This window comes from Streptomyces nanshensis, assembly GCF_001751255.1.
Taxonomy (GTDB): Bacteria; Actinomycetota; Actinomycetes; order Streptomycetales; family Streptomycetaceae; genus Streptomyces; species Streptomyces nanshensis_A.
The window spans coordinates 1-13,309 of the sequence record NZ_LJGW01000386.1 but is presented as its reverse complement, the minus strand read 5'-3'; the positions used below and the strand labels follow the sequence as shown (position 1 = coordinate 13,309).

Genomic DNA, 13,309 nt, shown 5'->3' with positions numbered 1-13,309 from the left:
GGACGGGTCGTCGGGAACGGGACGTTAGGAGGGGCTTTCGTGACTCACCAAACGGTTGGACACGGGCGGCCGTACGCGCGGAGCGGTCCGCTGGCGGACTGTCCGCAGGACCGCCTCGTTCCCCCGGGCAGTGAACCGCGCTGCCCCGTCGACGTCACCCTCGCCACGCTGGGCGGCCGGTGGACGCCGCTGGTCCTGCGCGAACTGCTGCGCCGCGGACAGGCCGCGTACTCCGAACTGCCCGGCGCGCTGCCGGCCCTCTCGGACAAGGTCCTCTCCGACCGGCTCGCGCAGTTGACCGCCGCGGGCGTCGTCGAACGGCACCGGACTCCCGGCTGGCCGCCGCGAGTTCACTACGTGCTCACGGCGCGGGGCCGGGCCCTGGAGCCGGTGATGCACAGCATGTGGGAGTGGGGCACGGCGGTACGGGACGACGCCCCGTAGCCGCTCCGCATCACCCGGCCCCATCCCCCGGCCCCGCCCAACTCCGTACGGACGTACGGGACATCGCCACGGCCACACGGCCCCCGGCACGGACGGCTGCCCCAACTCCCGTCGGTCCAGGACACTTTCCCTTCAGGCAAGTACTTGCCGCGCCAGACATCGCGCTGCTACTTTCCACTCAGGAAAGTAATTCCACCGAAGGAAACAGGAGTGGTCACGATGACGGGACAGCGTCCGACACCCGACGAGGCGGCCCGCGCCCTGGACCAGGTCGGGCAGCGCGAGGAGCAGGCCATCGGCGGCGGTACGAGCGACGCGCTCTGGGTGCGTCTGGTGATCGGCCTGCTGCTCTTCGGCGATCTCGCCGCCCGCGACTTCCTCGGCGACGACGCCAACTCCTGGATCTCCATCGGACTTGCGGTGCTGGTCATCGCGTACACGCTGCTGCTGCGGACACGGCGCGGATCGAGCGCGCTCGGCCGCTCCGCCCGCGTCGACAGGAAGGCGGCCCTGCGGGGCAAGGCCGCCTACGCCCGCTGGATACCTCTGGTGATCGTGCTGCTGGGGCTCGGGGTCGGGCTCGCCGGGGCACGTCTGGATCTGCCGTACTGGCACACCGCGCTCGGCGCCATGCTGGGGGCCGTCGTGATCTTCTTCGCTCCCGCCCTGGAGCGGGCCATGCTGTCGGCCGGCCGGCGCACGCAGCACACGACGGGCACCGTCCGCCCATGACGCACACCGACATCGACCCGGTCCTGCTCGACCCCACGCGTCTGTCCATCGTGTCGCTGCTCGCGGCCACCGAGTGGGCCGAGTTCGGGTGGGTGCGCGACTCGGTGGGGCTCTCCGACTCGGCGCTCTCCAAGCAGGTCACGACGTTGAGCAAGCAGGGCTACGTCGAGGCGGAGAAGGGCTACGTGGGCAAGCGCCCCCGTACGTGGCTGAGTCTGAGCGCCTCCGGACGCGGTGCGCTGGAGGGCCATGTCGCCGCGCTGCAACGGATCGTCGAGCAGTCACGGCAGGCGGGCGAGGCACGCGGCACCGAGGGGGCCGGTGCCGAGAGGAACGGCGCCGAGAGGGACGCGGGGGGCGGCGGCACGAACTCGCCGCCGCCCGCGCGCACATGACGAGCCGGGTGCTACTCCAGCGCGCCGCGCTCGCCGTGCGCCGCGTACGCCCCCTGGCCGCGCCGTACGAGACGCGCCCCGGCGACGCCCAGCACCACGGTGAGCACCGCGAGCGCAGCGGTCTGCGCACCCGCCCCGTACAGCAGCGACGCCGGCACCCGGCTCTCGGCCAACAGGGCGAGCATGCCCGCGCGTTCGGCCAGTACGAGCAGGGTCAGCAGACCCAGGGCCAGCGGCACGGCGGGATCGGCGGCGGCGCCGCGTACCCGTGCCGCGCACCACACCACACCGGCCACGACGCACGCGACGCCACTCGACCAGACCGAGTCGAAGCCCTCGGGCCACACCACGAGCGAGCCGCCCATCAGAACGCAGACCCCCATCAGCGCCAGCCCCGGCGGCACCGCCGGAAGCCGCGCGGGCGGCGCGTCCTCGTGGACGGCGCAACCCAGGGCGAGGACGGTGAGCCAGCCGGACGCGGCGAACGCGACGTCGTAGCCGTCGATCAGCACCGGCAGCCCCGCCGCCCAGTCCACGGCGGGCATCAGTCCGGGCAGCGCCGCGAGGACGGCCAGGACGAGAGCGGGCCGCCTGCGCTCGCGCAGCAGCGCCGCGTACGCCGCGACCCAGCACAGCGGCAGCAGCCACAGACAGGCCGCGCGCACCGCCGACGGCACACCGTCGTGACCGTCGAACATGCCGAGGAAGAGCGCCCGGTCGTCCGCGGGCGCCCCGCTGACGTACGCCAACGACAGCGCACGGTCGGTGAGTTCGCGCGCGCCGTGCAGCAGGACGCTCATGAGCGCGAAGAGCCGCAGGGCCGCGCCCGCGAGGACATGGCGGGGAGCGGCGCCCGGACCGCCCGTACGGGTCCGCACGGCGAGCGCGGCGATGCTGGCCACCTCCCGCCAGGCGGGCCGCAGTTCGTCCTGCTCGTACTCGTCGAAGTCCTGGAGGTAGGTGTCGACCATCTCCTCCTCGCGCCGGGCGCGGTAGGAGGCGGGCAGCATCCGCAGCACCCTGCGGTAGCGCGTCTCCAGCAGCGACGTCATGCGCCGCCTCCCGCGAGACCGGGGCGCACCGCGCCGGGCGGCTGCTTGCCCGCTCCCCCGCGGCGGCCCTCCACGCGACGGGCCGCGGTGCGCGCGCCCTCCGCCATGCGCTCCGCCTCGTCCGCGAGCGCCGCCTCACCGGCGTCCGTCAGCCGATAGTAGCGCCGCAGCCGGCCCTGGTGTGCCTCTTCGCGGTCCAGCTCGATCAACTCGTCGGCCGCCAGCCGGTCCAGGACTCCGTAGAGCGTGCCGATCCGGAGCTGTACGCGTCCGTCGGACAGCGCGTCGACCTCCTGCACGATGCCGTACCCGTGGCGCGGCTCGTCGGTGAGTGCGACGAGGACGAAGAACGCCGTCTGCGTCATGCCTCTCGATGCCATGGCGGCACCATATCGTGGAAGCCACGATATGGGCACCCGTGGACAGTACCGGCGGCCCGCCGCCGGCCGCGCCGCCCCGGAGCGGCACTCCATGGCCCGAACTCCGGGGCGGCGGACCCGCGTTCGTACCGCGCGGCGGTCAGGCCGCGGGGTCGAAGGGGATGTCGTCCGGCTTCGCGTCCGCCAGATGGTCCGCGAAGGTGTCGTCCCGGATGCCGAGCGTCGCGTCGCCGAAGTCGGCTCCGGTGAGCGTGTCCCGCAGGCCCTCCGGGTAGCCGTCCCAGCCGACCACGGCGGGGCGCTGCCAGGTGCCCTTGTGGTTCTCGGGCGGCTCGTCGCCGCCGTCGTTCTTCGCGGCGCGGAAGGCGTGCGTGCTCGCGCCGTCCTTGTGATAGACGACCTTCGGGTGGGTGCCGTCCCAGGGCAGGTCGGAGGGCTTGTGGACGGTGAACCCGCCGTGTGCGGAGGTCGCGACGTACTCGGCCGTGCCGTCCTTGACCCACACCACGATGTGCTCCCAGTCGTGCCGGTGCCCGGCGCTGCCGCCGCCCGCGGAGACCTGGTCCTTCTCGAAGTACGAGGCGTAGACGATCCCGCACCAGCCGTTGTTGCACTTCTCGCGGGAGTAGACGTTGGTGTTGTCGAGGTCGGACTCGTCCCGGCAGTTGCCGTTGACGTCGCCCCCGAGGTCGAGCCCTTCGGCGAGGGTGCCGTCGGGGCCGATGGCGGGAGTGGCGTAGCAGCCGTCCTTGTCGTAGTCGTACGCGGGCTCGAAGGTCTTCTCCTGCTCCGAGGCGTTCTCCGCGAGCGCCTGCGGCGGTTCGGCGAGCGCCGAGGCCGGGAAGGCTACGACGAGGGTGGCGGCTCCGGCGACTGCGGCGAGCGAGAGCTTCAGTCTCTTTCTGTGCACGTGCGTCCTCCTCACCGGTCCTGGCACGGGCCAGGATCCTGGGGGCCGCTGCGTTGCGGCCGGGCGCGCATCACCGTATCCGAGATCTATACACCGCGTGCATAGTTGTGCGATTTCGCTCCCCCCGGGCCGGGAGTTCGTCTCCCGGCTCCATCGCCGCCGCCCCAACTCCCCGTCACCGTACGCAAGTTGCCACCTCGCCGGGCCCGGCGGTCCTGTCCGGCACGGCGGCACCACCGCACCGCCCACCCCTGCCCCGCACCCCGGAATTTGGACGACCGTTCATACGAGGCATTGAACGCTCGTCCAACCGCGCCTATCGTCGTCGCCATGACTGCTGTCTCCACGGCCGAGGTCGCGGCCGTCGCCACCGGCTACGACGAGGACCCGGCGCGCTCGATGTCCCTGCGCGCCGAGGCGTACACCGATCCCAAGTGGCACGCCGCGGATCTGGCGGCGATCTTCGCGCGGACGTGGCAGTGGGTCTGCCATGTCGAGAAGCTGGCCCGGCCCGGCAGCTATGTCGCCACGACGGTCGCCGAGATGCCGGTGGCCGTCGTCCGCGACCGCTCCGGCGAGCTGCGCGCCTTCTACAACGTCTGCAAGCACCGCGCGCACGAACTGCTCTCCGGCTCGGGCAAGACGGGCACCATCGTGTGCCCGTACCACGCGTGGACCTACGACCTGAGCGGTGCCCTGCTGGCGGCACGGCGCACTGACCGGATGGAGACGTTCGAGAAGGGGGACGTCTGCCTGGACCGGGTCCAGGTCGAGGAGTTCTGCGGCTTCGTCTACGTCAATCTCGACCCGGACGCCCTGCCGCTCGCCGCGCAGGCACCCGACCTGGCCGCGGAGATCACGCAGCGGGCACCGGACGTCGCCGGGCTCACGCACGCCAAGCGGCTGCACTACGACGTCGAGACCAACTGGAAGAACGTCGTCGACAACTTCCTGGAGTGCTACCACTGCCACATCGCGCACAAGGAGTTCGTGTCGCTCGTCGACATGGACACCTACGACGTGAAGACCCACGGCATCTGGTCGAGCCACTTCGCGGACGCGGGCACGTCCGAGAACACCGCCTACGACGTGTCCGGCGCGTCCGTCACGGAGCACGCCGTGTGGTGGCTGTGGCCCAACACCTGTCTGCTGCGCTATCCCGGGCGGGGGAACTTCATGGTCTTCCAGATCCTGCCCGCGGGGCCCGAACGCACCCTGGAGACCTGGGACTTCTTTTTGGAGAGCACCGAACTGAACGAGGCCGAGCGGCAGTCGGTGCGCTACATCGACGAGGTGCTTCAGGTGCAGGACATCGGTCTGGTCGAGAGCGTCCAGCGCGGGATGCGCAGCCCCGCCTTCGACCAGGGCCGGATCGTCTACGACCCGGAACGGGCGCCGGGGCTCTCCGAGCACGGCGTGCACCACTTCCACGGCCTCGTCCTGGAGGCGTACCGCGCGCTGGCGGCCGGTACGGGCCCGTCCTGATCACGCGCCCACGCCCACGTCCGCGGCCGCGGACGCGCACCGTCCGCTCCGCAGACCCTCGACTCCGCAGACCCCTAACTGCGAAGGCCCGTCCGCCCCGTAGGCCCGTCCACTCCGTAGGGAGGCTCCCGTGCCCGAGCCGGTCATCATCACCTGCGCCCCCACCGGTGGCATCCACACCCCGACGATGTCACCGCATCTGCCGGTCACCCCCGAGGAGATCGCCCAGGCGTCCGTCGAGGCCGCCGAGGCAGGCGCGGCCGTGATCCATCTGCACGCCCGCGATCCGCAGACCGGCCGCCCCGACCCCCGGCCGGAGCTCTTCCAGCAGTTCCTGCCGCGGATCTCCGCCGCGTGCGACGCCGTCGTCAACGTCTCGACGGGCGGCGGACTGGGGATGTCGCGGGAGGAGCGGCTCCGCGCGGCCGTCGCCACGTCTCCCGAGATGGCCTCCCTCAACGTCGGCTCCCTGAACTTCGGCATCTTCCCGATGCTGGAGAGGTACGAGAGCTGGAAGCACGACTGGGAGCCCGAATTCCTGGAGATGACACGGGACTTCGTCTTCAAGAACACCTTCGCCGACCTCGAGTACATCGTGAAGGAGCTGGGCGGTTCGCACGGCACCCGCTTCGAGTTCGAGTGCTACGACCTCGGCCATCTCTACAACCTCGCCTGGCTGATCGACCAGGGCTGGATCGAGCCGCCCTTCTTCGTGCAGATGGTCTTCGGCGTCCTCGGCGGCGCGGGCGCCGATCTGGACAACCTCGTGCACATGCACACCATCGCCGAGAAGCTCTTCGGCGACGACTACGAGTGGTCGGTGCTCGCCGCGGGCCGCCATCAGATGCCCTTCGCGACGCAGGCCGCGATGCTCGGCGGCAATCTGCGGGTCGGCCTGGAGGACAGCCTCTTCATCGGCCCCGGCGAACTCGCCCCGTCCAACGCCGCGCAGGTCGCCAAGATCCGCTCGATCGTCGAGTCCCTCGGACGTACGGTCGCGACCCCGGCCGAGGCCCGCCGCCGGCTGGCCCTGAAGGGAGCGGACCGTGTCGCGTTCTGAGCAACCGGCAAGCGGCCCGGACGAGTTGAACCGGCCGGACGCGGACGGCGGGACGGACGGGACCGGCGGCGTCACCCATGTCGCGAGCCTCGGCGGCGGCGTCATCGGCCGGAGCTGGACCGCGCTGTTCCTCGCCGCCGGAAAGTCCGTCGCCGTCTTCGACCCCGATCCCCGCGCGGAGGACCGGGTGCGGCAGGCGGTCGAGAGCGCTTGGCCCGTCCTCACGGAACTGGGCCTGACCGAGCACGGCGATCCCGAGGGACTGCGCTTCTGCGCCGACGCCCGTACGGCGGTGGACGGAGCCGGGTTCGTCCAGGAGAGCGTTCCGGAACGGCTGGACCTCAAGCACGCCCTCTACGCCGACATCGAACCCGCCCTCGGCGCCGGGACGGTCGTCGCGTCGTCGGCCTCCGGCCTCACCCTCAGCGAGATGCAGGGCGGCTGGCGGGACCCGGAACGCTTCGTCCTCGGCCACCCCTTCAACCCTCCGCATCTCATCCCGCTCGTCGAGGTGATGGGCAACGACCGTACGGCGGCGGGCGTCGTGGACCGGGCGCGTGCCGTCTACGAGTCGGCCGGCAAGGTGACGATCGAGGTCAGGCGCGAGGTTCCGGGCCATGTCGCCAACCGGTTGCAGGCGGCGCTGTGGCGCGAGGCCATCCATCTCGTCGGGGAGGGCGTGGCGAGCGTCGAGGACGTCGACACGGCGGTCTCGGCCGGACCGGGGCTGCGGTGGGCGGCGATGGGCCCGACGCTGCTGTTCCATCTGGGCGCCGGCGACGGGGGACTTGAGGACTTCTGCGAGCGCTACGCCGACAGCTTCAACCGCTGGTTCGACGACCTGGGAGGGCCGTATCTGGACGGGCCCACGGCCCGGCGGCTCGTGGACGGGCTCCGCCCGGTCACCGGATCCCGCTCGGTCGACGAACTCTCCCGGCAGCGCGACGCGTTGCTCACCGGGCTGATCGCCCTCGCCCGCGAACACCGGGGGCAGCCGCCGACGGACGGGCGGTAGTGCCGTGACCATGAGCCTTCACCGGGGTGAGTGGTGGTGGATGGTGTCACACGCTGGTTGCCGGGCTGCTGCGAAATGGTTGGACACCTTTCGGATCAGTCGGCGAGCATCCGCGGGTGACAGATGGAGCCGATCGCTGGAGACCGCTCACGCGGAGCCCGAAACGTGTCCGTTTCGTCGAACTGTCCGACGGGGCGATGTCCGCTTTGCTGGCTGGAGACCTGTCCGGAGCCAGCAGGACGGCCGGGGTTTCGCTGACCGAGTACTTCGTAACCGACAGGGCACGGTGGCTGTGGCAGTTCCGGCTTGACCAGATGGCCGCCGATCCCGGCCATGCGCGGTGGATGGTGCGGCAGGCGGTCGTCGGCGACAAGGGTCTCGTCGTCGGACATGCCGGGTTCCACGGACCGCCCGATGAGGTCGGCATGGTCGAGATCGGCTACTCCGTCGCTCCCGCCTTCCGTCGCCGGGGATATGCCCGGTCCACGCTGACCGAGTTGCTGCGCCGGGCAGCAGCCGAACCCGCAGTCACGACCGTGCGGGCGACGATCAGCCCGGACAACGTGGCGTCCCTGGCCACGATCTCGGGCTTCGGCTTCGTTGAGGTCGGAGAACAGTGGGACGAAGAGGACGGTCTCGAAGTCGTCTTCGAAGTCTCTGCCTGCCGGGTGCCCCCTGCTTGAGGGAAGGTTCGCGACAGAACGCTGAGCTGTGACCGTGGCGTCCGGCGCGGTGGTCAGGCCGCGGCAGCCAGGTCGCGTCCGCCCCAGCGGATACCTTCTCGCTGCGGGTGCGGGCTGCGGGTGCGGGCGCTTCCGCGGATGTGTCCTCACATCCGACCGGCCGATGGGCACCCAGTGCGAAACCCAACCCGGTGGACCTTCCCGGTCACAGCACTGGACGTCCGGAAACAGCTCCCGCGCTGCCCGGCCCCCGGCCTGACGGTCGGCCAGGGACCGCCCGTCAGGGGCAGCGCCCCGCCAGCACGCAGAACTCGTTCCCCTCCGGATCGGTGAGACAGACCCAGCTCTCCTCGCCGCTCTGCCCGACCTCGGCGTACCGGGCCCCCAGACCGAGCAGGCGCTGCACCTCCGCGTCCTGCTCCCTGTCGGTCGCGTTGACGTCGAGGTGGAGCCTGTTCTTGCCGGTCTTGCCCTCGGGCACCCGCGCGAACGTCAACGGCGGCGGCACCGGGCCCACTTGGGCGCGGGCATCGGGCGCGGAGAGCGAGCCGATGGTGACGGTCCCCTCGTCGTCGTTCTCCTCCAGCACCTCGTAGTCGAGGACCGCGCACCAGAACCGGGCGAGAGCGCCCGGATCCGTACAGTCGATCGCGAGCTCCGTCAGCTTGCTGGCCATGTTGGGACCTCCCCGTCCGCGGGCCCGCCCGGCAAGGCCGCCCGGGAGACCGTCTCCCGGGTGGAACGGCTGGGTGGGACGACTGCGTCGGGACGGCAGCCCGCGCGACTAGTATCGCCCGCGTGAGCGAGACGGTCGCGGAACTGGAGAAGAAGGTCGGCAGGCAGGAGCGGATCCTCGACGCCGTCATCGCTCTCCTGTCGCAGCACGGCATTTCGGGCGTCAGCATGCGCGCGGTGGCGCGCGAGGCGGGCGTCGCGCTCGGGCTGGTCCACTACTACTACGACGACAAGGTCACCCTCATCAGTGCGGCGCTGCGCCGCATCGAGGAGGACGACGTGGCCATGGTCGAACCGGACCCGGCCCGCAGCCCGGAGCAGAACCTCCGCGCGGCGCTGCGCCGCATCGCCGACGCGGAGTATCTGACGACCGCATACCTCTCCCTCCGCCTCCAGTTGTGGGCGATCGCGCAGGCGCACCCGGACTTCGAGGAGATCAACACCGCGGCGCAGAAGCGCTACCGGAAGGGCCTCGCGGCGCTCATCCGCGCGGCCCGGCCGCAGTTGTCGCGGGCGGAGGCGAACAAACGGGCCGCCGACATCGACATCGTCCAGAACGGCATCTGGCTCACCGCGCTGCTCGGCGTCGACCGCGCCTCGATCCGGCGCAGCGTGAAGCGGTGCGAGGACATAGCGTTCAACTGACGTGCGGCGCCCGGCAGTTACGGGTGGTTCACGGCCCGGGGCCGGCGGAGGAGAACGCTTACACCGAGCCTCCGCCTGTAAGCACTTTCCTCCGCGTCCGTGTGCGACGCCCGTGGGGGGGCGTGCCGCCGCGTCACCGTCAGACGAAGGGCGCCTCCGGGGGTACGGACGGTGCGGACGCGCCGTTCCGGCGCCCCCGGTCCAGTACGAGATCCGCCCACACCGTCTTGCCCGACGGCGGGCGCGGCACCACTCCCCACCGGCTCGCCAGCGCCTCCACGAGCAGCAGCCCGCGCCCCGACTCGGCCTCGCCGACGGGGAGTTCGGGCCGCATCGGACCGAACTCGTCGTGGGCGTCCGAGACTTCGATCCGCAACGTCGCCGGTAAGAGCAGTCCCGGCCCCGTACGCAGCCGCAGCCGGAAGCTGCGGCCGGGCACACGGCCGTGGGTGGCGGCGTTGGCCGCCAGCACCGCGATGAGCAGCGTCCCCGTACGGGAGACGTCGTCGTCGTACGGCCAGCCCCACGTGGCCAGTTGCTGCGCGCCCATCAGCCGGGCGAGGCGGGCGCCTCGCGGGGTCGAGCTGAAGAGCTGCGCGAACTCGTGTACGGGCGCGCCGATTTCGGGCGGGACAATCTCGGATCTCACGTGACGGAGCGTGTCCGAACGGTGATGATGGGTCGAGGGAAACGGGCGGTACGACACGGCTCCGTACCGGTACGGGCTCGCCGCTGTACGGCACGTCAGCGGTGACGTGGCGTCATGTCTCCCGTTGAGTACGGGCACGAGAGGGGTGGCGTGACATGACCGAGGACGGACACGCAGAGCAGCGGACGGACGACGAGGGCGAGGCCGTCGATCCGCCTCTCTCGTCCGCATACGGGATTCCAAGGCCCCGCAGGGCCCTTACCTCCCAGTGCGCGAAGCGACTGGACGCGGTACCTCCAATACGCCACCGCACCCTGATCCCAGATCCACCGCGAAGCGCGTGCCGCCTGTGCCGTACAAGGCCCTGTTTGCGGCACCGCCGTGCAAGACCGATTGCAACCGACGCACGCCCCTGGTGAAAGGCACCACCTTGGCTACCCTGGAAGGCATGACGACGCGGGAAGAGCTGCACGCTCTCATCGACAGCGTGCCCGACGACGACATCGATGCCGTTGTGCAGACTCTGAGGCCATTCATAGAGCAGAGGCCCCGCTCCGCACGGCCCCGTTTCATCGGGATGGGGCATTCTGGGCACTCCGATACGGCCGAGCGGGCCGATGAGGTTCTGCGGGAGACGGGCTTCGGCGAGTGATCATGGTCGACACAGGGCCCCTCGTGGCCCTTGCTGACGCCGATGACGCCTGTCACACAGCGTGTGCGCGCTGGTACGACAGCGTCAATCCGCAAAATCTGGTGATCCCGACGCCGGTCATCGCCGAAGTGTGCCATCTGCTGCAACACCGATGCGGCACCCACGTCGAAGCGTCCTTCCTGGACGCCCTCGCGACCGGACAACTCGGCGTCGTCACGGGCCTGATGCCGGAGGACATCGAACGGATGGCGCAACTCGTGCGCCAGTACGCCGACTTGCCCCTCGGCGGCACCGACGCGTGCGTCGTGGCGCTCGCGGAGCGATGGAAGGCGAAGCAGGTGAGCACCGTGGACCGGAAACACTTCAGCATCGTCCGCCCCGCTCACGTCCCGGCGTTCGAACTGCTCCCGGACGATCTGTAGGAGGCGCCCGACGCGGCGCTCCATTACGCCACCGCGGGCTGAAACACAACGCTGTCGCCGCGGCCAGCGGAATGGCAGGCTCCTCACCAGGTGGAACGTAACGAGCACCCGAGGACCGTAGATCGGAGCACCCGCCATGCACGACGACCGCCGCATCGTGGAGGACCGCCTGCGCCGCGTCCTGGCCGAGCGGATCAAGCCCGCCGTATACAGCAGCCCTCTTCCCCTGACCGTCGAGCGGTGGGACGCCCCGGGTGAGCCCGTGCCCGTCGCGGAGGGGCTCGCCGCCGCGTACGGGCCCTCGAAGGCGGGTGACCGGTGGGGCCCGGCGTGGGGCACGACATGGTTCAAGGTGACGGGGCAGGTTCCCGCTCAGTGGCGGGGCCGTACCGTCGAGGCGGTGCTCGACCTCGGCTTCGACCGGAACATGCCGGGCTTCCAGTGCGAGGGCCTGATCTACCGGGCCGACGGCGAGGCCGTCAAGGCGCTCAACCCGCGCAACGACTGGGTACGTGTCGCGGAGCCGGCGGCCGGCGGCGAGGCCGTCGAGCTGTACGTCGAGGCCGCGGCCAACCCCATCGTGAACACGCCCCAACTGCCCACGTACCAGGGCGACAAGCTCACCTCCAGCGACCGTCCGCTCTACCGGCTGCGCCGCATGGACCTCGCGGTCTTCGAGTCCGAGGTGTGGGAGCTGGTGCAGGACCTGGAGGTGGCCGGTTCGCTGATGAAGGAGCTGCCGCTGGAGGACGCGCGGCGCTGGGAGCTGCTGCGGGCGATCGAGGAGGCGCTGGACGCGGTCGGCGTCCATGACATCGTTGGCAACGCCTCCGCCGCTCGCGCCGCCCTCAGCGGTGTGCTCTCCACGCCCGCGCGCCCCTCCGCGCACCGCATCAGCGCCGTCGGGCACGCGCACATCGACTCGGCGTGGCTGTGGCCGGTGCGCGAGACCGTACGGAAGGTGGCACGTACGGCGTCCAACATGGTCAACCTCATGGACGACCACCCGGAGTTCGTCTTCGCGATGTCCTCCGCACAGCAACTGGACTGGATCAAGAAGTACCGGCCCGAGGTCTACGCGAAGGTCAAGAAGAAGGTGGCGGACGGGCAGTTCGTGCCGGTGGGCGGCATGTGGGTCGAGTCCGACACGAACATGGTCGGCGGCGAGCCCATGGCGCGGCAGTTCGTCCACGGAAAGCGCTTCTTCCTGGAGGAGTTCGGCGTCGAGACGCGGGAGGTGTGGCTGCCGGACTCCTTCGGCTACACGGCGGCGATGCCGCAGATCGTGAAGCTGGCGGGCGCCAAGTGGTTCCTGACGCAGAAGATCTCGTGGAGCGAGACCAACAAGTTCCCGCACCACACGTTCTGGTGGGAGGGCATCGACGGCACGCGCGTCTTCACGCACTTCCCGCCCGTCGACACCTACAACTCCGACCTGGGCGGCGCCGAGATGGCGCACGCCGCGCGCAACTACCAGGAGAAGGGCGGGGGTTCGCGTTCGCTGGCGCCCTTCGGCTGGGGCGACGGCGGCGGCGGCTCGACGCGCGAGATGCTGGCGCGCGCGGAGCGGCTGAAGGACCTGGAGGGCTCGCCGCGGGTGACGGTGGAGAAGCCGTCGGCGTTCTTCTCCAAGGCGCAGGAGGAGTACGGGAGCAAGGCGCCGGTGTGGGCGGGCGAACTGTATCTGGAGCTGCACCGCGGCACCTACACCTCGCAGGCGAAGACCAAGCAGGGCAACCGGCACAGCGAATCCCTGCTGCGCGAGGCGGAGTTGTGGGCGGCGACGGCGGCGGTGCGGGCCGGACACCCGTACCCGTACGAGCAGTTGGACGAGCTGTGGAAGACGGTGCTGCTGCACCAGTTCCACGACATCCTGCCGGGCTCGTCGATCGCGTGGGTGCACCGCGAGGCGCGGGAGACCTACGCGCGGGTGCGGGCCGAGCTGGAGGAGATCATCGCGGGTGCGCAGGGCGCGCTGGCGGGCGAGGGCGACGTGCCGCTCGTCTTCAACGCGGCGCCGCACGCGCGCGGCGGCGTGGCCGCGGGCGGC

The 13,309-nt window shown here is 70.9% G+C and carries 16 protein-coding genes; 11 read left to right on the top strand and 5 right to left on the bottom strand.

Going from position 1 to position 13,309, the window contains the following annotated elements; translation table 11 throughout:
- The first annotated feature begins 39 nt into the window (after window positions 1-39).
- The 3 genes from AN218_RS23815 to AN218_RS23805 all read left to right on the top strand — a co-directional run bounded on the left by AN218_RS23815 (window position 40) and on the right by AN218_RS23805 (window position 1,571).
- Entirely contained in the window at window positions 40-444 is a 405-nt protein-coding gene (locus AN218_RS23815; protein WP_070018946.1) for a winged helix-turn-helix transcriptional regulator, read from the top strand.
- A 219-nt stretch (window positions 445-663) separates the two neighbouring features.
- Entirely contained in the window at window positions 664-1,176 is a 513-nt protein-coding gene (locus tag AN218_RS23810; protein WP_141747684.1) for a hypothetical protein, read from the top strand.
- Window positions 1,173-1,571 (top strand): winged helix-turn-helix domain-containing protein, encoded by a 399-nt coding sequence (locus tag AN218_RS23805; protein WP_079132512.1) that lies wholly within the window; start codon window positions 1,173-1,175, stop codon window positions 1,569-1,571. Before AN218_RS23810 ends, AN218_RS23805 begins: the two co-directional genes overlap by 4 nt.
- 11 nt (window positions 1,572-1,582) lie before the next feature.
- Here AN218_RS23805 and AN218_RS23800 read toward each other — a convergent pair whose 3' ends face one another.
- The 3 genes from AN218_RS23800 to AN218_RS23790 form a co-directional block, all read right to left on the bottom strand.
- Window positions 1,583-2,623 carry a hypothetical protein gene (locus tag AN218_RS23800; protein ID WP_070018944.1) on the bottom strand — a complete coding sequence of 347 codons (1,041 nt, stop codon included), beginning with the start codon at window positions 2,621-2,623 and terminating at the stop codon, window positions 1,583-1,585.
- The gene (locus AN218_RS23795) at window positions 2,620-2,988 is read right to left on the bottom strand and encodes a PadR family transcriptional regulator (protein WP_070018943.1); all 369 of its coding nucleotides are present in this window, start codon (window positions 2,986-2,988) and stop codon (window positions 2,620-2,622) included. Before AN218_RS23795 ends, AN218_RS23800 begins: the two co-directional genes overlap by 4 nt.
- A gap of 154 nt (window positions 2,989-3,142) precedes the next feature.
- Window positions 3,143-3,913, bottom strand: a complete 771-nt coding sequence (locus tag AN218_RS23790; protein ID WP_107421551.1) for an NPP1 family protein — start codon at window positions 3,911-3,913, stop codon at window positions 3,143-3,145.
- Window positions 3,914-4,243: 330 nt separating this feature from the next.
- Here AN218_RS23790 and AN218_RS23785 point away from each other — a divergent pair, with 330 nt between their 5' ends.
- From AN218_RS23785 to AN218_RS23770, 4 genes are all read left to right on the top strand, one after another.
- Complete coding sequence (locus tag AN218_RS23785; protein ID WP_070018941.1) at window positions 4,244-5,398, top strand: aromatic ring-hydroxylating oxygenase subunit alpha; 1,155 nt, start codon at window positions 4,244-4,246, stop codon at window positions 5,396-5,398.
- Window positions 5,399-5,528: 130 nt separating this feature from the next.
- Entirely contained in the window at window positions 5,529-6,458 is a 930-nt protein-coding gene (gene kce, locus AN218_RS23780) for a 3,5-dioxohexanoate:acetyl-CoA acetone transferase (protein ID WP_070018940.1), read from the top strand.
- Window positions 6,445-7,473: a 3-hydroxyacyl-CoA dehydrogenase NAD-binding domain-containing protein gene (locus AN218_RS23775; protein ID WP_244900638.1), complete on the top strand. Its 1,029-nt coding sequence runs from the start codon at window positions 6,445-6,447 to the stop codon at window positions 7,471-7,473. Before kce ends, AN218_RS23775 begins: the two co-directional genes overlap by 14 nt.
- Before the next feature lie 197 nt (window positions 7,474-7,670).
- The gene (locus AN218_RS23770) at window positions 7,671-8,156 is read left to right on the top strand and encodes a GNAT family N-acetyltransferase (RefSeq protein ID WP_070018939.1); all 486 of its coding nucleotides are present in this window, start codon (window positions 7,671-7,673) and stop codon (window positions 8,154-8,156) included.
- 280 nt (window positions 8,157-8,436) lie between these two features.
- On the opposite strand, the gene AN218_RS23765 is transcribed toward AN218_RS23770, so the two are convergent.
- Window positions 8,437-8,832: a VOC family protein gene (locus AN218_RS23765; RefSeq protein WP_070018938.1), complete on the bottom strand. Its 396-nt coding sequence runs from the start codon at window positions 8,830-8,832 to the stop codon at window positions 8,437-8,439.
- A gap of 122 nt (window positions 8,833-8,954) precedes the next feature.
- Here AN218_RS23765 and AN218_RS23760 point away from each other — a divergent pair, with 122 nt between their 5' ends.
- Window positions 8,955-9,536 (top strand): TetR/AcrR family transcriptional regulator, encoded by a 582-nt coding sequence (locus AN218_RS23760; protein WP_070018937.1) that lies wholly within the window; start codon window positions 8,955-8,957, stop codon window positions 9,534-9,536.
- A gap of 139 nt (window positions 9,537-9,675) precedes the next feature.
- Here AN218_RS23760 and AN218_RS23755 read toward each other — a convergent pair whose 3' ends face one another.
- The gene (locus AN218_RS23755; protein ID WP_070018960.1) at window positions 9,676-10,185 is read right to left on the bottom strand and encodes an ATP-binding protein; all 510 of its coding nucleotides are present in this window, start codon (window positions 10,183-10,185) and stop codon (window positions 9,676-9,678) included.
- A 448-nt stretch (window positions 10,186-10,633) separates the two neighbouring features.
- Here AN218_RS23755 and AN218_RS23750 point away from each other — a divergent pair, with 448 nt between their 5' ends.
- From AN218_RS23750 to AN218_RS23740, 3 genes are all read left to right on the top strand, one after another.
- Window positions 10,634-10,837, top strand: coding sequence for a hypothetical protein (locus AN218_RS23750; protein ID WP_141747683.1), 204 nt, complete (start codon window positions 10,634-10,636; stop codon window positions 10,835-10,837).
- A gap of 2 nt (window positions 10,838-10,839) precedes the next feature.
- The gene (locus tag AN218_RS23745) at window positions 10,840-11,259 is read left to right on the top strand and encodes a type II toxin-antitoxin system VapC family toxin (protein ID WP_244900636.1); all 420 of its coding nucleotides are present in this window, start codon (window positions 10,840-10,842) and stop codon (window positions 11,257-11,259) included.
- A gap of 136 nt (window positions 11,260-11,395) precedes the next feature.
- A partial coding sequence (locus AN218_RS23740; RefSeq protein WP_141747682.1) for an alpha-mannosidase occupies window positions 11,396-13,309 on the top strand: 1,914 nt, incomplete at its 3' end.